Source organism: Mycobacteriales bacterium (genome assembly GCA_040902655.1).
In the GTDB taxonomy this organism is placed as follows: domain Bacteria; phylum Actinomycetota; class Actinomycetes; order Mycobacteriales; family SCTD01; genus SCTD01.
The window spans coordinates 13,415-31,748 of sequence record JBBDWV010000021.1 but is presented as its reverse complement, the minus strand read 5'-3'; the positions used below and the strand labels follow the sequence as shown (position 1 = coordinate 31,748).

Annotated in this window: 17 protein-coding genes; 2 read left to right on the top strand and 15 right to left on the bottom strand. The window is 71.9% G+C overall.

The genetic code is table 11. The features are described from left to right. Positions 1-190 precede the first annotated feature (190 nt). Entirely contained in the window at positions 191-1,186 is a 996-nt protein-coding gene (locus WD794_06315) for a type IV toxin-antitoxin system AbiEi family antitoxin domain-containing protein (protein MEX2289925.1), read from the bottom strand. A 561-nt stretch (positions 1,187-1,747) separates the two neighbouring features. Further along, a complete protein-coding gene (gene rpsA / locus WD794_06310; GenBank protein ID MEX2289924.1) occupies positions 1,748-3,196 on the bottom strand; it encodes a 30S ribosomal protein S1 in 1,449 nt (482 codons plus the stop codon). A gap of 169 nt (positions 3,197-3,365) precedes the next feature. Between rpsA and WD794_06305 the strand changes: the two genes are divergently transcribed. Beyond that, complete coding sequence (locus WD794_06305; GenBank protein ID MEX2289923.1) at positions 3,366-4,199, top strand: class I SAM-dependent methyltransferase; 834 nt, start codon at positions 3,366-3,368, stop codon at positions 4,197-4,199. Between the two features lie 74 nt (positions 4,200-4,273). Here the strand turns inward: WD794_06305 and aspS are convergent, their stop codons facing one another. From aspS to WD794_06290, 3 genes are read right to left on the bottom strand one after another with little or no spacing between them, the layout of a single operon-like run. Continuing rightward, positions 4,274-6,013, bottom strand: coding sequence for an aspartate--tRNA ligase (gene aspS, locus WD794_06300; protein MEX2289922.1), 1,740 nt, complete (start codon positions 6,011-6,013; stop codon positions 4,274-4,276). Beyond that, positions 6,010-7,368: a histidine--tRNA ligase gene (gene hisS, locus WD794_06295; protein MEX2289921.1), complete on the bottom strand. Its 1,359-nt coding sequence runs from the start codon at positions 7,366-7,368 to the stop codon at positions 6,010-6,012. The genes aspS and hisS overlap by 4 nt, the downstream gene beginning before the upstream one ends. Positions 7,369-7,372: 4 nt before the next feature. Further along, positions 7,373-8,077, bottom strand: coding sequence for an MBL fold metallo-hydrolase (locus WD794_06290; protein MEX2289920.1), 705 nt, complete (start codon positions 8,075-8,077; stop codon positions 7,373-7,375). Positions 8,078-8,239: 162 nt separating this feature from the next. Here WD794_06290 and WD794_06285 point away from each other — a divergent pair, with 162 nt between their 5' ends. After that, on the top strand, positions 8,240-9,082 hold the full coding sequence (locus WD794_06285; GenBank protein MEX2289919.1) for a peptidylprolyl isomerase: 843 nt from the start codon (positions 8,240-8,242) through the stop codon (positions 9,080-9,082). A 15-nt stretch (positions 9,083-9,097) separates the two neighbouring features. Here the strand turns inward: WD794_06285 and WD794_06280 are convergent, their stop codons facing one another. From WD794_06280 to WD794_06235, 10 genes are all read right to left on the bottom strand, one after another. Beyond that, complete coding sequence (locus WD794_06280; protein MEX2289918.1) at positions 9,098-11,488, bottom strand: bifunctional (p)ppGpp synthetase/guanosine-3',5'-bis(diphosphate) 3'-pyrophosphohydrolase; 2,391 nt, start codon at positions 11,486-11,488, stop codon at positions 9,098-9,100. Between the two features lie 83 nt (positions 11,489-11,571). After that, positions 11,572-12,129 (bottom strand): adenine phosphoribosyltransferase, encoded by a 558-nt coding sequence (locus WD794_06275; protein ID MEX2289917.1) that lies wholly within the window; start codon positions 12,127-12,129, stop codon positions 11,572-11,574. Next, positions 12,126-12,419 (bottom strand): preprotein translocase subunit YajC, encoded by a 294-nt coding sequence (gene yajC / locus WD794_06270; protein ID MEX2289916.1) that lies wholly within the window; start codon positions 12,417-12,419, stop codon positions 12,126-12,128. Before yajC ends, WD794_06275 begins: the two co-directional genes overlap by 4 nt. Before the next feature lie 60 nt (positions 12,420-12,479). Then, positions 12,480-13,505 (bottom strand): Holliday junction branch migration DNA helicase RuvB, encoded by a 1,026-nt coding sequence (gene ruvB, locus WD794_06265; GenBank protein MEX2289915.1) that lies wholly within the window; start codon positions 13,503-13,505, stop codon positions 12,480-12,482. Between the two features lie 50 nt (positions 13,506-13,555). After that, positions 13,556-14,158, bottom strand: coding sequence for a Holliday junction branch migration protein RuvA (gene ruvA, locus WD794_06260; protein ID MEX2289914.1), 603 nt, complete (start codon positions 14,156-14,158; stop codon positions 13,556-13,558). Next, the gene (ruvC, locus tag WD794_06255) at positions 14,155-14,667 is read right to left on the bottom strand and encodes a crossover junction endodeoxyribonuclease RuvC (protein ID MEX2289913.1); all 513 of its coding nucleotides are present in this window, start codon (positions 14,665-14,667) and stop codon (positions 14,155-14,157) included. The genes ruvA and ruvC overlap by 4 nt, the downstream gene beginning before the upstream one ends. A 91-nt stretch (positions 14,668-14,758) precedes the next feature. After that, on the bottom strand, positions 14,759-15,511 hold the full coding sequence (locus tag WD794_06250) for a YebC/PmpR family DNA-binding transcriptional regulator (protein ID MEX2289912.1): 753 nt from the start codon (positions 15,509-15,511) through the stop codon (positions 14,759-14,761). Continuing rightward, the gene (gene pdxT, locus WD794_06245) at positions 15,508-16,131 is read right to left on the bottom strand and encodes a pyridoxal 5'-phosphate synthase glutaminase subunit PdxT (GenBank protein MEX2289911.1); all 624 of its coding nucleotides are present in this window, start codon (positions 16,129-16,131) and stop codon (positions 15,508-15,510) included. Before pdxT ends, WD794_06250 begins: the two co-directional genes overlap by 4 nt. Positions 16,132-16,281: 150 nt before the next feature. After that, positions 16,282-17,190, bottom strand: coding sequence for a pyridoxal 5'-phosphate synthase lyase subunit PdxS (pdxS, locus tag WD794_06240; protein ID MEX2289910.1), 909 nt, complete (start codon positions 17,188-17,190; stop codon positions 16,282-16,284). A gap of 41 nt (positions 17,191-17,231) precedes the next feature. Beyond that, complete coding sequence (locus tag WD794_06235; GenBank protein ID MEX2289909.1) at positions 17,232-18,299, bottom strand: DUF3048 domain-containing protein; 1,068 nt, start codon at positions 18,297-18,299, stop codon at positions 17,232-17,234. Positions 18,300-18,334 lie beyond the last annotated feature (35 nt).

The following is an 18,334-nucleotide window of genomic DNA, read 5'->3' as shown; positions in this document are numbered from 1 at the left end:
TACCCAGGCGGGACTCACACCCGCTGGCCTGATCCAGCTTGCAGGACGCAACATGAGAGCACCGTAGTGAGCCGGCCGGTGGGAGGGGGAGCGCCAGTCCTACGGGAGACAGCCACCAGGCAGGGCGGGTACCTCGGCGCGCCCGGCCGGCGGCAGGCAGACCCAGCCGGCGCCCGGCTACAGCCGTGGGCTACGCAGCCGTGGGGACACCCGCTGCCGCCGACGCAATGTCGTGTGTCCCGCCCGTGACCGCACAGCGGATGAGCTCGAGCACCGGCTCCGGGTCGTGCACGACCTCAGCCCAGGTGAAGCGCAACACCCGCCATCCCGTCGCAACGAGGCGGTTGTCGAGCCGCTGGTCGCGGCTCGGCTCGGGGTGCCAGCGCGCCCCGTCGGTCTCGATCACGAGCCGGGCCGCAGCAAAGCAGAAGTCCACCCGGAGGAGATAATGGCCCTGGGTGTCCCGCAGCACCCGCTGCGTCACGAACCCCTCGATGCCGTCCTGCACCATCAGGAATCGCAGCACGCTCTCGAGCACGGAGCCGCTGTCGGGGTCGCAGAGCTCGAGAACCCGGCGCATCCTGTATGCATGTCGGACGCCGCGCAGCCGGGCCGCCGCCTGCCGCAGCTGGGACAGGGTCACCTGCCTCGACCGCAGCGCGCTGTCGCACACAACGACCGCATCGAGCAGCGGCAGCTGGGCACAGCAGTCGAGCACCGTCGTCGTCGCCGACGTGACCCACAGCGCCGGCTCGTCGGCGCGTACCTCCAGCGCCTCACGCGCGACACGGCACCGCTGGACCGTCCGCACCCCTCCCACCCGGATGCGGCTCCGGCCCGTCGGTACCGCGAGATCGACGCAGCGCAGGGGCTCGTGCAGCAGGCCCCACCCGCGCAGGCACGCCGCAGTCGGACCCGCCACCGTCACCCGATCGCCCAGGCTCAGCAACACGGCGCGTACGTGCTGCACGAACTCCGCAGCCACTCCCTCGTGCGTCACGACGAAGACCGGCCACGGGAGGAGGCTCACCAGCGCGTACACCGCCGGCCGGACTCGGACGACGTCACCCTTCGCCAGCGCGCGGGACAGCGTGCTGCGGGTCACTCCCGCGCTGCGCAGATCGGCAACGCGGACAAGTCCCTGCTGGTCCTTGCCGCACTCCGCCAGGGCTGCTCGCACATCCATGCCGACAGAATCCGCAAATCGGGCCCCCCTTGTCAGCACCTTGCTCCGCGCCTGTGGACACGGGACCCGGGCAGGAGGTGAGCCAGCCAGACCAGCGGCGCCGGGCATGGACGACCAGCTCACGGGAACCCGATGCTCGGGAGCCGGTGCCTGGGGAGCTCCCATGGGGGCCGGTGCCCAGGAGCCTCATGGGGAGCCGGTGCCCGGGAATCCCGTCTCGCTCCCACGGGGAGCCGGTGCCCCGGGAATCCCGTCTCGCTCCCACGGGGAGCCGGTGCCCGGGAGCCCCGGCGATGAGCCTGGCCCGGGAGCCATGACTTGCACCTCCGCGAGCGGCATCGGGAGCGCCTCCGTATGCATGCGCGTACCCCGCGCAATCCGGCCGACCTGCAAGTCCTGGCTCCCATCAGCAGCCGGTCTGGGGCCGGGCGAGGCGGTACCAGGCGAGGGGCCGAGGGCGGACCTGGGACAACTGCCCGTACGGCGGGGCGGGCCGGGCCGACGCGCGGGAGCCCCTGCCGGTAGATCGGCAGGGGCTCCTCGAACAGACCACGACCAGGACTAGCTGGCGCCGCCGGACAGCTTCTCGCGCAGCGCCTGGAGCGCCTCGTCGCTGGCCAGGGTGCCGCCCGAGGGGGCCGGTGCGGGACGCGGAGCGGCGGGAGCGCCGTCCTCACCCTCGGCCTCGGAGCCGCCGTCGGCGTCAGAGGTGTAGGTGGTCGGCAGGGCCGCCTCGGCGTCGGCGGCCGCCATCCGCTTGATCTGCTCCTGGTGGGCCTCGAAACGCTTCTGGGCGTCGGCGTACTGCTTCTCCCAGAGGTCGCGCGCCTCCTCGTGCCCAGGCAGCCACTCGCCGGTCGCCGGGTCGAAGCCCTCGGGGTAGATGTACTCGCCGGCGGCGTCGTAGGAGGCGGCCATGCCGTACTGCGCCGGGTCGAAGACGGCCTCGCCGCCGCCACCGCTGTCGTTCGCCTGCTTCAGCGACAGGCTGATGCGGCGGCGCTCGAGGTCGATGTCGATGACCTTGACGAGTAGCTCGTCACCGACGTTGACGACCTGCTCCGGAATCTCGACGTGGCGCTCGGCCAGTTCGGAGATGTGGACCAAGCCCTCGATGCCCTCGTCGACGCGCACGAACGCACCGAACGGCACCAGCTTGGTGACCTTGCCCGGCACGACCTGCGCGATGGCGTGGGTGCGCGCGAACTGCTGCCACGGGTCCTCCTGGGTCGCCTTCAGCGACAGGGAGACCCGCTCGCGGTCCAGGTCGACGTCGAGCACCTCGACGGTGACCTCCTGGCCGACCTCGACGACCTCGGACGGGTGGTCGATGTGCTTCCAGGACAGCTCGGAGACGTGCACCAGGCCGTCCACGCCGCCGAGGTCCACGAAGGCACCGAAGTTGACGATGCTCGAGACCACGCCGCTGCGGACCTGGCTCTTCTGCAGGGTCGCCAGGAAGGTGCTGCGCACCTCCGACTGCGTCTGCTCGAGCCACTGACGGCGGGACAGGACGACGTTGTTGCGGTTCTTGTCCAGCTCGATGATCTTCGCCTCGAGCTCCTTGCCGACGTACGGCTGGAGGTCCCGGACGCGGCGCATCTCGACCAGCGAGGCGGGCAGGAAGCCGCGCAGGCCGATGTCGAGGATCAGACCGCCCTTGACGACCTCGATCACCGTGCCGGTGACGATGCCGTCCTCTTCCTTGATCGTCTCGATCGTGCCCCAGGCGCGCTCGTACTGGGCGCGCTTCTTGGACAGGATCAGCCGGCCCTCCTTGTCCTCCTTCTGGAGAACGAGGGCCTCGACGGAGTCACCGACCTTGACGACCTCGTTGGGGTCGACGTCGTGCTTGATGCTCAGCTCGCGCGAGGGGATGACGCCCTCGGTCTTGTAGCCGATGTCGAGCAGGACCTCGTCGCGGTCGACCTTGACGATGGTGCCTTCGACGATGTCGCCGTCGTTGAAGTACTTGATGGTCTCGTCGATGGCGGCGAGGAAGTCCTCCATGGACCCGATGTCGTTGATCGCGACCTGGGGCGTGGACGGGCCATCAAGCGGTGAAGCAGTGAGAGTGGACGTCAAGGCAAGGGCTCCGGAGGGATGGGGGATCGTGCGGCCCCCTGGTGGGGCGCGCGGGAGGACGGTGCCACGGGCACCGGTCGTCCAGACTAGCCGCATGAGCAGTCCCCCGTCGAAGGTCCCGTCGAGGCCTCCCGCCGCCGTCGAGCACCGCCCGGCCGACGCCGCCGAGAGCGCCCGCGCCAATCGCCACTGGTGGGACACCGAGGCACGCAGCTACCAGGACGAGCACGGCGCCTTTCTGGGCGATGCGGACCTGCTGTGGTGCCCGGAGGGGCTGCGGGAGGCGCAGGCCCGGCTGCTCGGCGAGGTCCGGGGCCGCGAGGTGCTGGAGATCGGCTGTGGAGCCGGGCAGGGCGCCCGCTGGCTGACCGGCCAGGGGGCCCGGGTCGTCGCGCTGGACGTGTCGTACGGCCAATTGCTCGAGTCCCGCCGGCTCGATGCCCGCTCGGGCATCGAGGTGGAGCGGCTGGTGCAGGCGGACGCGCAGGCACTGCCGCTGCGCGGGGCCTGCGTCGACGCCGTCATCAGCGCGTTCGGTGCGATCCCGTTCGTGGCCGACTCGGCACGGGCGATGCGCGAGGTGGCGCGGGTGCTGCGCCCGGGCGGCCGCTTCGTCTTCAGCGTCGCCCATCCGATCCGCTGGGCCTTCCCGGACGATCCGGGGCCGGGCGGGCTCACGGTGCGCCAGTCCTACTTCGACCGGACGCCGTACGTCGAGGTCGACGAGGCCGGCGAGGCGTCCTACGTCGAGCACCACCGCACGCTCGGCGACCGGGTGCGCGAGCTGGTCGCCGCGGGGCTGGTGCTCGAGGACCTCGTCGAGCCGGAGTGGCCGGCGGGGCATGAACGCGAGTGGGGGCAGTGGAGCCCGCTCCGCGGCGCACTGATGCCCGGCACCGCGATCTTCGTCTGCAGCCGGCGGGCCTGACCCCTTGCGCCCACCCCTTGCGTCCTGCTGCTCAGGCAGCACACAGCTCCTCTGAGCAGGACGCAACGCGGGCGTTAGGGCTGCGGCTGCCCGGGGTCGGCGTCGATGCCCGCCTCGGACCGCTGCTGGGCGGTGATCGGCGTGGGCGCGCCGGTGAGCGGGTCGCCGCCACCGCCGGTCTTGGGAAAGGCGATCACGTCCCGGATCGACTCCGTCCCGGTGATCATCGCCGCGATGCGGTCGATCCCGAAGGCGATGCCGCCGTGCGGCGGCGGGCCGTAGGAGAACGCCTCGAGCAGGAAGCCGAACTGCTCGGCCGCCTGCTCCGGCGACAGCCCGATGACGTCGAAGACCCGCTTCTGCACGTCCGGGGAGTGGATGCGGATCGAGCCGCCGCCGAGCTCGGCGCCGTTGAGGATCAGGTCGTACGCGCGGGCCGGGACGTCGGCCGGGGACGTGTCGAAGCTGTCCAGGTGGGACAGCGCAGGCGCGGTGAACGGGTGGTGCACCGCGGTCCAGCCGCCGGACTCCGTCGGCTCGAACATCGGGAAGTCGGTCACCCACAGGAACTCCCAGCGGGAGTCGTCCAGCAGCCCGAGCCGCCGGCCGATCTCCAGCCGCGTCGCGCCGAGCAGCGCCAGCGCGTCGGCACGGGAGCCGGCGGCGAAGAACGCACAGTCGCCCACCGACGCCCCCACCGCCTCGCGCAGGCCCTCGCGCTCGGCGTCGCTCAGGTTCTTGGCGACCGGCCCGCCGAGCGTGCCGTCCTCGAGGAAGGTGACGTAGGCCAGGCCGCGGGCGCCGCGCTGCTTGGCCCATTCCTGCCAGGCGTCGAAGGTCTTGCGCGGCTGGGAGGCGCCACCCGGCATGACGACAGCGCCGACATGAGCAGCCTGGAAGACGCGGAAGGGCGTGTCCGAGAAGTACGACGTGAGGTCCATGAGCTCGACGCCGAAGCGGACGTCCGGCCGATCGACGCCGAAGCGGCGCATTGCCTCGTCGTACGTCATGCGCGGAAAGGGAGCGGGAATCTCGATCCCGAGGACCTCGCGCCAGATGCGCGTCATCACGGCCTCGGTCAGCTCGTAGAGGTCCTCCTCGTCCGGGAAGGACAGCTCGATGTCGAGCTGGGTGAACTCCGGCTGCCGATCGGCGCGGAAGTCCTCGTCGCGGTAGCAGCGGGCGATCTGGTAGTAGCGCTCCATGCCGGCCACCATCAGCAGCTGCTTGAACAGCTGCGGCGACTGCGGCAGGGCGTACCAGTGGCCGGGCTGCAGGCGCACCGGCACCAGGAAGTCGCGGGCGCCCTCCGGTGTCGACCGGGTCAGCGTCGGCGTCTCGATGTCGAGGAAGTCGCGCTCGTCCATCACCCGGCGGATGGCCCGGGTGACCAGCGACCGGGTCTTCAGCGCCGACGCCGAGGAGGCCCGCCGCAGGTCGAGGTAGCGGTACCTGAGCCGCACCTCGTCCCCGACCGGCGCGTCGTCGTCCAGCGGGAAGGGCAGCGGCGCGGAGGCCGACAGCACCTGGACCTCGCTGGCCGCGACCTCGACAGCACCCGTGGGCAGCGCGTCGTTGCGGTTCCCCTCCGGGCGCACCCGCACCTCACCGACCACGCGCACGCAGTACTCCGCACGCAGGTCGTGGGCGATGTCGTTCTCGCGGACGACGACCTGCGCGATACCCGAGCCGTCCCGCAGGTCGAGGAAGGCGACGCCGCCGTGGTCGCGCCGCCGGGCCACCCAGCCGGTCAGGGTGACGGTCGCGCCGGCGTGCTCCTCGCGGAGCGTCCCGGCCTCGTGGGTGCGGATCACAGCAGCTTCTCTCCTTCGTCGGTCGACCCCGCCGAGATCACTCGCGGGCGCAGATCTGCGGCCGGAGGCGTCCACGTCGTGGGGTCGATGGTGAACTGCTCGCCGCTGCGGATGTCCTTGACCTGCACGTCATCGCCCGGGAACAGGACGTACGGGATTCCCCGACGCTCCGCGTAGCGGATCTGCTTGCCGAACTTCTGCGCGTGCGCAGCCACCTCGGTCGGCACGCCGCTGCCCCGCAGCAGCGCAGCCAGGTCGTCGCTGGCTGCCCGGCCGTCCTCGTCGACCACGGCGACCAGCACGGCACTGGGCACGGGACGGCTGCCGCAGACGATGCCCTTGTGCACGAGCGGCACGAGCAGGCGACTGACTCCGAGTGAGATGCCGACGCCCGGGTACGTCGCACGCCGGTCGCTGGCGAGCGCGTCGTAGCGTCCTCCGGAGCAGACGGAGCCGAGCGACTCGAAGCCCTCGAGGCGCGTCTCGAAGACGGTCCCGGTGTAGTAGTCGAGACCGCGCGCGATCTTGAGGTCCACCTCGACGGTCACCCGGTCGGTGACCAGGCCCGCGCAGCCGCGGAGAACGGCCTGGAGCTCAGCGAGCCCCTGGTCCAGGAGCTCGTGCCCCACGCCGAGCGCCCGCACCTGCTCCACGAACGAACCGTCGGTGGAGTGGATGCGCGCGAGCGCGAGGCACTGGGCGGCCTGCTCCTCGGTGAGTCCTGCCTCCTCCTGCAGGAGACTGCCGACCTGGGCTTCCGCCAGCTTGTCCAGCTTGTCGACGAGGCGCATCACCTCGTCGACGTCGCGGGCGCCGAGCCCGGCGTAGAAGCCCTGGATGAGCTTGCGGTTGTTGACCTGGAGCCGCAGCGGCGGCAGGAAGTCCAGCCGGCTGAGCGCGTCCAGCATCACCCGCGCGATCTCCACGTCGTGGTGGAAGCCGAGCTCGTCGCGGCCGATCACGTCGATGTCCGCCTGGGTGAACTCGCGGAACCGCCCCTCCTGCGGACGTTCGCCGCGCCAGACCTTCTGGACCTGGTAGCGGCGGAACGGGAACTCGAGCTTGCCCGCGTTCTCGAGGACGTAGCGCGCGAACGGCACGGTCAGGTCGAAGTGCAGCCCCAGGCCGGCGTGTCCCTCCGCGGAGTCCTCCTGCAGGCGGCGCAGGACGTAGACCTCCTTCGAGGTCTCCCCCTTGCGCAGCAGCTGGTCGAGCGGCTCGACCGCGCGGGTCTCCAGGCTGCCGAAGCCGTGCAGCTCGAAGGTGTGCGCGAGGGTCGCCAGGACCTCCTGCTCGACGACGCGATCGGCGGGCAGGAACTCCGGGAACCCGCTCAGCGAGGTGGGTACGGCCATCCGGTCAGAGCCCCCGCGAGGGCGGGGCGGGCGGCAGCTGCTGCAGGAAGGGATTGCCCGCGCGCTCCCGGCCGATGGTCGTGGCCGGGCCGTGACCCGGCAGCACGACCGTCTCGTCGGTCATCGGCAGGACGACGTCGCGCAAGGAGGCCTGCATCTGTTCCCAGCTGCCGGTGGGCAGGTCGGTGCGCCCGATCGACCCGGCGAACAGCAGGTCGCCGGTCAGCAGCACCGGCGCGCCGGCCTCACCGTCGACCTCGTCGCCAGGGAGCCGGAAGACGACCGAGCCCACGGTGTGGCCGGGTGAGAGGTCGACGCCGATACGCAGGCCGGCGATCTCGAGCGGCTCGGTCGGATCGAGCAGCTTCACGTCGTCCGGCTCGGTCCACTCCAGCCGGCCACCGAACAGCTGCGACGACCCGGCGGACAGGTACTTCAGCGGGTCCGCGAGCTGATCCCGGTCGTCGGAGGAGATGTAGGCGGGAATGTTGCGGGCCCCGCAGACGGGGGTGACGGAGAAGGTGTGGTCCAGATGGCCGTGCGTCAGCAGCACCGCGACGGGCGAGAGGTCGTGCTCGCGCAGGAGCTCGTCGAGCTGCTGCTCGACGCCGATACCGGGGTCGACGACGACACACTGCTCGCCGCGGCCGGGCGCCACGACATAGCAGTTGGTGTCGAAGGCCTGGGCGGGGAACCCGCGGACGAGCACGGACGTCCTCTCGGTCGGCAGAGCTGGAGACCGCCGGGGTGGTGCCGGACGGTGATCGGAGCCTAGCGGCGTTCCGGCCACGGACCGCAGCCGGTTTGCCTAGACTCCGGGCGCTGCGCCAGGCGTGTGTGGCACCCCGGCAGGACACCAGGAGGAGACGGCGTGGCGAGCAGCAAGCGCGAGAAGGAGCTCGCCCGGCAGCGGGCCGAGCGTCAGGCGGCCCGTCGGGCTGCGGCCGTCCAGCGCAAGAAGCAGCGCCAGGCAGTGATCGCCAGTGTCGTCGCCGTGCTGCTCATCGCCGGCGCCGCCGTCGCGACGGCGCTGACCTTGGGCGCCGGCCAGGACTCACCGGCCGACCGCGCGACCGAGAGCGCACCCGCGGGGGCAACCGCAGCGGCATCCGCCGACCCGACACCGACCGCAGGCGCTGCCGACTGCGTCTACACCAAGAACGAGACGCCGGTGCCGGGCACGAAGGAGGTGGCGCTGCCGCCGAGCGACGGGATCGAGAGGAAGCAGGTCTTCGAGGTCACGATGACCACGAACCGGGGCGACATCGTCTTCGAGATGGACAGCTCCAAGACCCCCTGCACGGCCAACAACCTGCGCTCGCTGGCGCACTTCGCCTTCTTCGACGACACCCCCTGCCATCGGCTCACCACCGAGGGCATCAGCGTGCTGCAGTGCGGCAGCCCGGACGGCTCACCCTCCGGCGGCCCGGGCTACCGGTTCGACGACGAGAATCTCGAGGGCGCGACGTACGAGCGCGGCACCGTCGCCATGGCCAACGCCGGCGCGGGCACCAACGGCAGTCAGTTCTTCCTGGTCTACGAGGACAGCACGCTGCCGGCGAACTTCACCCCCTTCGGCACGATCACCTCCGGACTCGACGTGCTCGAGAAGGTCGCGGCGGCCGGCTCCGACGAGTCCAACGGCGTCGGTGACGGCAAGCCCAACCTTGCCGTCACGATCGAGACGCTGCGCGCAAGGCCGAAGGCGGACTAGCGCGGATCGGACGGCCTACGACGTCACGCGGTAGGCGTCGTACACGCCTTCGACGTTCCTGACCTGCGCGAGCAGGTGGCCCAGGTGCTTGGGGTCGCCCATCTCGAAGGTGAACCGCGACACCGCCACCCGGTCACGGGTCGTCGTCACGGTCGCCGACAGGATGCTGACGTGGGCGTCGGAGAGCATCCGGCTGATGTCGGACAGCAGCCGGGTCCGGTCCAGCGCCTCGACCTGGATGGCCACCAGGAACATCGAGCCGCTGGTGGGGGCCCACTCGACCTCGACGACGCGGTCCTCGTCGGCCAGCAGCGGCCCGGCGTTGACGCAGTCGCCGCGGTGCACCGACACGCCGCGCCCGCGGGTGACGAAGCCCACCACATCGTCGCCGGGGACCGGGGTGCAGCAGCGCGCGAGCTTGACCCAGACGTCGGACACGCCCTTGACGACGATGCCCGGGTCACCGACCGGCCGAGGCCGGCGGACCGGCTTGGTCGGCACGGCCGTCTCGGCGAGATCCTCCACCGCTCCCTCGGCACCGCCGAGGGCCACCATGATCCGCTGCACGACGTGCTGCGAGGAGAGCCGCCCCTCTCCGACCTCGGCGTAGAGGGCGGCGACGTCAGCGAGGTGCAACTCCTTCGCGAGGTTGGGCAGCGCGTCGCCCGACAGCAGTCGATGCAGCGGCAGCCCCTGCTTGCGGACCGCCCGCGCGATCGCGTCCTTGCCGCTGTCGATGGCGTCCTCGCGGCGCTCCTTCGCGAACCACTGCCGAATCTTGTTGCGGGCCCGTGGGCTCTTGACGAACTGCAGCCAGTCCTGGCTGGGGTGAGCGGTCTCGGCCTTGCTGGTGAAGACCTCGACGACGTCGCCGTTGTCGAGCGGCGACTCCAGCGCCACGAGCCGGCCGTTGACGCGCGCACCGATGCAGCGGTGGCCGACCTCGGTGTGCACGGAGTACGCGAAGTCCACCGGGGTGGACCCCGCCGGCAGGCTGACCACGTCCCCCTTCGGGGTGAAGACGAAGACCTCGGTCGCGTGCAGGTCGTAGCGCAGCGCGTCCATGAACTCGCCGGGATCGGCCGCCTCGCGCTGCCAGTCCAGCAGCTGGCGCAGCCAGGCCATGTCGTCGCCCTTGCCGGGTGCCGGCGCGGCGCCGTCCTCCTTGTACTTCCAGTGCGCCGCGATGCCGTACTCCGCACGCCGGTGCATCTCATGGGTGCGGATCTGCAGCTCCACCGGCTTGCCCTTCGGGCCCATGACCGTCGTGTGCAGCGACTGGTACATGTTGAACTTGGGCATCGCGATGTAGTCCTTGAACCGGCCGGGGACCGGTGACCAAGTGGCGTGCACCGTGCCGAGCGCGGCATAGCAGTCGCGCAGGTCGTCGACCAGCACGCGGATGCCGACCAGGTCGTAGATGTCGGTGAAGTCCCGCCCGCGCACGATCATCTTCTGATAGATCGAGTAGTAGTGCTTCGGCCGGCCGGTCACGCTCGCCTTGATCCGGGCGGCCTTGAGGTCCGCGCTGATCTTCTCGACCACCTGCGCGAGAGAGGTGTCCCGCGACGGCGCACGTTCGGCGACCAGCCGGACGATCTCGTCATAGCGCTTCGGGTAGAGCGTCGCGAAGGCCAGATCCTCCAGCTCCCACTTGAGCGTGTTCATGCCGAGTCGGTGGGCCAGCGGCGCGAAGATCTCGAGGGTCTGGCGGGCGATCCGCTCCTGCTTGTCCTGCTTGAGCCAGCGCAGGGTTCGCATGTTGTGCAGCCGGTCGGCCAGCTTGATGACCAGCACCCGCGGGTCGCGGGCCATCGCCACGACCATCTTGCGGATCGTCTCCGCCTCGGCGGCGTCGCCGAACTTGACCTTGTCCAGCTTGGTGACGCCGTCCACGAGGTGCGCCACGTCGTCGCCGAAGTCGCGGCGCACTCCGTCGAGCGTGTAGCGGGTGTCCTCCACCGTGTCGTGCAGCAGCGCCGCCACCAGCGTCGTGGTGTCCATGCCGAGCTCGGCCAGAATCGTCGTCACGGCGAGCGGGTGCGTGATGTAGGGGTCGCCGCTGCGCCGCTGCTGACCCTCGTGGCACTGCTCGGCCACTTCGTACGCCCGGACGACCGCGCGGAGATCCGCCTTGGGGTGCGTCACGCGCACGGTGCGGGACAGCGGCTCGAGCACGGGCGGGATGCCGCTGGCCTTCGCCGCGGTCAGTCGGGCGAGCCGGGCGCGCACCCGACGACCGGACGGCGGACCGGTGGAGCCGGCGGGCGCGGGTGTCGCGGGCAGCACGCTGGGATTGTTCGCGGCGGCCTCGACTCCGGCAGGCGGAAGCTCGGAGGCAGCGTCGACCGACTCGACTGCGGAAGGTGCAGGCGCAGCGATTCCCGAGCGAGCGTCGACGGCCACGGGCGGCTCCCTGCGAGACGGTGCGGGTACCCAGTGTAAGGACCCGGGCGCATCCTGGTGGCGAAGCGGGAGGTATGGCCCGATCAGTAGGTCAGCAGGGCATGCACGTCGAAGCCGGGATGCGCGCCCGCCAGGCCGGCCCGGCCGCCGAGGAAGCTCAGCTCGAGCAGCACCGAGAGCCCCACCACCTCGGCGCCGGCCTGCTCGACGAGCCGTGCCGCGGCCGCGGCGGTACCGCCGGTGGCCAGCACGTCGTCGACGATCAGCACCCGGTCCCCCGGTTCGAAGGCGTCACGGTGCACCTGCAGGACGTTCGTGCCGTACTCGAGGGCGTACGAGGTCTCGTGGGTGGGCCCCGGCAGCTTGCCCGGCTTGCGTACCGGCACGAAGCCGGCGCCGAAGTGGTAGGCCACGGGCGCCGCGACGATGAAGCCGCGCGCCTCGATGCCGACCACCTTGTCCACGGTGCCGCGTCCGTGGTGGGCGACCACCGCGTCGACCGCAGCGGCGAAGGCGACGTGGTCGGCCAGCAGCGGCGAGATGTCCTTGAAGACGATGCCCGGGCTCGGGAAGTCCGGGACGTCGACGACGCGGGAGCGGAGCAGCGCGTCGAGGTCGACCGGCCCGCGGCGCCGGGTCACTCCCCCGCCGGCTCGGCGGTGTCGGCAGCCGGCTCGAGGATCCGGACGACTGCGGCCGACGCGAAGCGCACCGGCACTCCGGGCGCGACCTCGAGCAGCACGGTGGACTCCGGGCCGTCCACCTCCAGCACGGTGGCGTGGATGCCGGCGGTGGTCATCACCCGGCTGCCGACCGACAGGCCGGCCCGGATCTCCGCGGCGGCCCGGGCGCGGGCGCGCTGCGGCCGGATCAGCAGCAGGTAGAGGCCGAGGGCCAGGACGGCGAAGAAGGCAAGGTCCTGCGGTGTCATGCGGAGGGCTCCAGGGGCTCGGGTCGCGGCCCAGCCTAGAAGCAGCCCAGGAGCGGGCGCTCAGCCGGCGTCGCCCAGGTCGAGCGGCAGCGCGTCCACCGGCCCGGGCGGTCGCAGACCGAGGTGTCGCCACGCCGCCGATGTGGCCATCCGGCCGCGGGGGGTGCGGACCACCAGGCCCGAGCGGACGAGGAAGGGCTCGGCCACCTCCTCGACGGTCTCGGGCTCTTCACTGACCGCCACAGCCAGGGTGGACAGCCCGACCGGTCCGCCGCCGAACCGGCGCACGAGCGCGTCGAGGACCTCCCGGTCGAGTCGGTCCAGGCCCAGCTCATCGACGTCGTAGACCTGCAGTGCGGCCTGCGCCGTCGCCCGGTCGACGATGCCGTCGACGCGTACCTCGGCGTAGTCGCGGACCCGGCGCAGCAGCCGGTTGGCGATCCGCGGTGTGCCGCGCGAGCGGCCGGCGATCTCGCGCCCGCCGTCGGGGCGCAGGTCGACGCCGAGCAGGCCCGCGCTGCGGGCCAGCACCCGCTCGAGCTCGGCCGGTGTGTAGGGCTCCATGTGGGCGGTGAAGCCGAAGCGGTCCCGCAGCGGCCCGGTGAGCAGCCCGGACCGGGTGGTGGCGCCGACCAGCGTGAACGGCTCGACCTCGAGCGGGATCGCTGTCGAGCCGGGCCCCTTGCCGACGACGACGTCGACCCGGAAGTCCTCCATGGCGACGTAGAGCAGCTCCTCGGCCGGTCGCGCGATGCGGTGGATCTCGTCGATGAACAGGACCTCACCGGGCGCCAGGCTGGAGACGAGCGCAGCCAGGTCCCCCGCCCGCTCGAGCGCCGGGCCGCTGGTGATGCGGATCCCGGCGCCCAGCTCGGCAGCGATGATCATGGCCAGCGAGGTCTTGCCGAGACCGGGTGCGCCGGACAGCAGGACGTGGTCCGGTGGCCGGCCTCGACGGCGGGCGCTCTCCAGCACCAGCGAGACCTGCTCGCGGACCCGCTCCTGGCCGATGAACTCCTCCAGTCGGCGCGGCCGCAGGGCAGCCTCGACGACCCGCTCCTCGTCGGGCGCCCCGCTCTCGACCAGCCGCGCCTCGAGCTCGGCCGCCTCCCGCGCCGCCAGCTCGCGCTCGTCGCTCACCGGGCCCGCCCGAGCTGGGCCAGCGCCTCGCGCAGCAGCGCCGGCACGTCGTCGTCGCCGGCGTCGGGCCGGTCGACGGCCAGCCGACCGACGACCTCGTCGGCCTGTGCGGAGCTCCAGCCGAGCCCGACCAGGGCCTGGATGAGCGTGTCGCGCCAGCCGGGTGGCCCGCCGGACGGGACCGGCGCGCCGGCGCCGGGCCGCTGCGCCTTGTCCTTGAGCTCGAGGACCAGCCGCTGCGCACCCTTGCGCCCGATGCCGGGCACGAGACACAGCGACGCGAGGTCCTCCGTCGCGAGCGCGCGCCGGACGGCATCGGGGCTGTGCACGGTGAGCACCGCCTGGGCCAGCCGCGGACCGACGCCGGACGCGGTCTGGAGCAGCTCGAACAGCGCCCGCTCGTCGTCGTCGGCGAAGCCGTAGAGCGTCAGGCTGTCCTCGCGGACGACCAGGGACGTCGCCAGCGCCGCCGGCTCGCCCACCCGCAGCCGCGCCCGCGTGCCGGCGGTGGTGTGGACAGCCAGGCCCACCCCGCCGACCAGCACGACGACACCGTCGGCGGTGAGTGCCGACACGCGGCCCTCGACACTGGCGATCACCGGCGCACCCCGGCGACGGCCGCGGCGAGACGGGTCTGGACCGGCGCCCGCCACACCGAACAGATGGCCAGCGCGAGTGCGTCGGCGGCGTCCGCCGGCCGGGGCGTGCCGTCCAGCCGCAGCAACCGGGCGACCATCGCACCCACCTGCTCCTTGCCGGCCCGGCCGCTGCCGGTGACGGCCGCCTTCACCTCCGAGGGGGTGTGCAGCACGACCGGCAGGCCACGTCGGGCGGCACAGGTGATGGCGACGGCGCCGGCCTGCGCCGTGCCCATGACCGTGCGCACGTTGGCCTGACTGAAGACCCGCTCGACGGCCACGGCATCGGGCTGGTGGCGGTCCAGCCACTGCTCGAAGACGCGCTCGAGAGCGACCAACCGGTCGCCGAGCTGGTCACCGGCCGGTGTCGTGGCGACCCCGACGGCCACCAGCGAGACCCGCCCCGGTCCCCCTTCGACGACGCCGAGACCGCAGCGGGTCAGCCCGGGGTCGACGCCCAGCACCCGCACACTGCCTCCCGTGGTCCCCGAACTGGTGTTCGGTGGGCAAGGGTACGGCGTCGATGGCGCCCGGCGGCGGAGGCGCGCGGGAGCACCTGGATCAGCCCACCCGCTCGAACACCTCGTCGCTGATGTCGAAGTTGGCCCAGACGTTCTGCACGTCGTCGAGGTCCTCGAGGGCGTCGACGAGCTTGAGCACCTTGACGGCTGCCTCGTCCTCCAGAGGCACGCTCACACTGGGCATCCAGGCGATGTCGGCGGACTGCACCTCGAAGCCGGCGTCGGTGCAGGCGAGTCGCACAGCATGCGTGTCCGTCGCGTCACAGACCACCTCGAAGGCCTCGTCGAGGTCGTTGACCTCCTCGGCACCGGCGTCGAGGACGGCGAGCAGGACCTCGTCCTCGGTGAGACCGTCGGTCCGGCTCACGAGGATGACGCCCTTGCGGCCGAAGAGGTAGGACACCGACCCCGGGTCGGCCGGATTGCCGCCGTTGCGCGTGATGGCGGTGCGGACCTCGGCATTGGCCCGGTTGCGGTTGTCGGTGAGGCACTCGACCAGAACGGCGACGCCGCCGGGGCCGTACGCCTCGTACACGATCTCTTCGTACGCCGAGGCGTCGCCGAGCTCGCCGCTCCCGCGCTTGACGGCCCGGTCGATGTTGTCGGCCGGAACCGACTGACCTTTGGCCTTGGCGATGGCGTCAGCCAGTGTGGGATTGCCCGCCGGGTCACCGCCGCCGGTGCGTGCCGAGACCTCGATCGTCTTGATCAGCTTGGCGAAGAGCTTGCCGCGCTTGGCGTCGACTGCCGCCTTCTTGTGCTTGGTCGTCGCCCACTTGGAGTGGCCGCTCATGAGTGGGCCTCCTTCACCAGATCTACGAACAGCCCGTGCACGCGGTCGTCGCCGGTCAGCTCCGGGTGGAACGACGTCGCCAGCAGGTTGCCCTGACGGACCGCGACGACCTTACCCGCGGCGGCGCCGCCCGGGCCGGCAACGCCCGCCGGTACGCGGGCCAGCACCTCGGTCGACGTCCCGGCTGTCTCGACCCACGGCGCGCGGATGAACACCGCGTGGACCTGTCCCACGCCCTCGAACGCCACGTCGGTCTCGAAGCTGTCCACCTGGCGGCCGAAGGCGTTGCGGCGCACGACGACGTCGAGCCCCCCGATGCCCTGCTGGTCCGGTCGGCCGTCGAGCACCCGGTCGGCGAGCAGGATCATGCCGGCGCACGAGCCGTAGACGGGCAGCCCGTCGACGACCTGCTTGCGCAGCGGCTCGAGCAGGTCGAAGACCTCCAGCAGCCGGCCGATGGTGGTGGACTCGCCGCCGGGCAGCACCAGCCCGTCGACCGCTTCGAGGTCCGCCGGCCGACGCACGTGCACCGGTTCCGCCCCGGCCGCCCGCAGCGCGCGGTCGTGCTCCCGAACGTCTCCCTGCAGCGCCAGGACACCGATGCGGGGCACGGCGCTCACCGGCGCCCCCGGTGAGCCCGGCCAGCCCGGTGATCAACGCCGGACTTCCGCACATTGCCGGGCATCGAAAAATGAGGAAGAGCGGCGTTGATCATGCGGGGGATGGCAGGAAAGGGAGGGCAGGAGGAAGGGGCAGGGGGATCGGCGCCCTCACCAGCCGCGCTGGGCCAGCAGCTCACCGGCGCCCAGGGAGTCGGCGGAGATGCCGACCATGGCCTCGCCGAGGCCGCGGCTGACCTTGGCGATCCGCTCCGGGTCCTGGAAGTAGGCGGTGGCCTCCACGCAGGCGCGGGCCCGGCGCGCGGGGTCACCGCTCTTGAAGATCCCGCTCCCGATGAAGACGCCGTCCGCGCCCAACTGCATCATCATCGCCGCGTCCGCAGGGGTGGCCACGCCGCCGGCGGTGAACAAGACGACGGGCAGGCGGCCGAGCGAGGCGGTCTCACGGACCAGCTCGACCGGCGCGCTCATCAGCTTGGCCGCCTCGAACAGCTCGGTCTCGTCCAGAACGGTGAGCCGCTTGATCTCGCCCAGAATGGTGCGGATGTGGGTGGTGGCCTGGCTGACGTCGCCGGTGCCGGCCTCGCCCTTCGAGCGGATCATGGCGGCGCCCTCGGCGATCCGCCGCAGCGCCTCCCCGAGATTGGTCGCGCCACAGACGAACGGCACGGTGAAGGCCCGCTTGTCGATGTGGTGGGCGTAGTCGGCGGGGGTGAGGACCTCGGACTCGTCCACGTAGTCGACACCGATCGCCTGCAGGACCTGCGCCTCGACGAAGTGGCCGATCCGCGCCTTGGCCATCACCGGGATGGACACGGCGGCCTGGATGCCGTCGATCATGTCCGGGTCGCTCATCCGGGCCACGCCGCCGTCGCGACGGATGTCGGCCGGGACCCGCTCGAGGGCCATGACCGCGACCGCTCCGGCGTCCTCGGCGATCTTGGCCTGCTCGGCGTCGACGACGTCCATGATGACGCCGCCCTTGAGCATCTCGGCCATCCCCCGCTTCACGCGGTCGGTGCCGAGCTGGGGGCGGTCGGGCGTGGCGTCGGCGGACATGGTCTTTCCTCGCAGTCGTGGGGTGAGACGCCCAGGGTAGGTCAGCCGGCGGACACGGTGGTTCCGGCGGGAACCAGCAGGACGAGCGTCGCACCGGGCTTGAGCGGCAGGTCCCGGTCCTTGTCGTCCAGGAAGCGGGTGCCGCTGTGCGGCGCGATCCGGCGCCACGAGCCGGACAGCCGGCGCCCGTCCCGCAGCACCACGGCTGCGCCGGTCCCGACGGTGGAGGTGAAGGGGGTCGGGTTGCCGAGCACGTCGACGTACTTGGTGTCGCGGATCTGGGCGTGCTGAATGATGACGTTGGTCGGCGCGTAGTCCTTCATCCGGTCACCGTCCTGGTAGACGGCGTAGCGCCCGGACGCGGCGTCGTACTCGACCCGGACCTGGGAGATCTTCGAGAACGGGACCGAGACCCGCTTCGCCGGGAAGCCGGCACCGGCCGGCAGCGGTCCGAAGCGCAGCCCGATGTCCTTGACCTTGGTCCCGGAGGGCTTGGCCTTGTCGATCTTCTCCGGCGAGGTGAAGAAGTTGATGGCGTCCTTGCGCCGCTCTCCCTTCCGGTAGGGGCCGGGCACGGTGTCGTACGAGACGTCCAGGACGAGGCCGCGCTTCTCGGCCACGGCGACGGTGGCCAGCACGCCGGTGTTGCCGCCGGAGGCGCCCAGCGCGACCTTGCCGAACTGCTGCAGCAGCTCGATGTCGCCCTCGCGGACGCTGCGGATCGGCCCGACCTCGCTGCCCGTGGCAGGCGCGTAGACGGCGAGGAAGCGGGTGGCGCCACCCTCCATGACCTCTTGGTAGATCAGCGACGCCACACCGAGGCCGCGGAAGTACGGACGGGCGAGCGGCGAGTTGTCGATCTTCACCGCGACGACGTTGCCGGTCGGCAGCGGCGCGGTGCCCGTCAGGGGGCTGACCTTGGCGGCGGTCGCCGTCGCCTTCGGCGCAGTCGCGGTCGCGGGAGCCGAGACGGGGGCGGAACTCGCTTCGGGAGTCGGCGTCGCGGTCGGATCGGCGGCCGCGCCGCCACAGGCAGCGAGCAGCGTGACGCCGAGCAGGACGACGGCGGCGGGGTGCGGGACGGGGGGGCGCAAGTTCGGGCGGGTCACCCCGACGACGCTACGTGCCGTGGCGTCCGTGGGCG

Bases quoted from the DNA above. Each gene is read 5' to 3' on its own strand.
- WD794_06315 (MEX2289925.1), bottom strand. From the start codon at position 1,186: ATGGATGTGCGAGCAGCCCTGGCGGAGTGCGGCAAGGACCAGCAGGGA.
- rpsA (MEX2289924.1), bottom strand. From the start codon at position 3,196: ATGGAGGACTTCCTCGCCGCCATCGACGAGACCATCAAGTACTTCAAC.
- WD794_06305 (MEX2289923.1), top strand. From the start codon at position 3,366: ATGAGCAGTCCCCCGTCGAAGGTCCCGTCGAGGCCTCCCGCCGCCGTC.
- hisS (MEX2289921.1), bottom strand. From the start codon at position 7,368: ATGGCCGTACCCACCTCGCTGAGCGGGTTCCCGGAGTTCCTGCCCGCC.
- yajC (MEX2289916.1), bottom strand. From the start codon at position 12,419: ATGACACCGCAGGACCTTGCCTTCTTCGCCGTCCTGGCCCTCGGCCTC.
- WD794_06250 (MEX2289912.1), bottom strand. From the start codon at position 15,511: ATGAGCGGCCACTCCAAGTGGGCGACGACCAAGCACAAGAAGGCGGCA.
- pdxS (MEX2289910.1), bottom strand. From the start codon at position 17,190: ATGTCCGCCGACGCCACGCCCGACCGCCCCCAGCTCGGCACCGACCGC.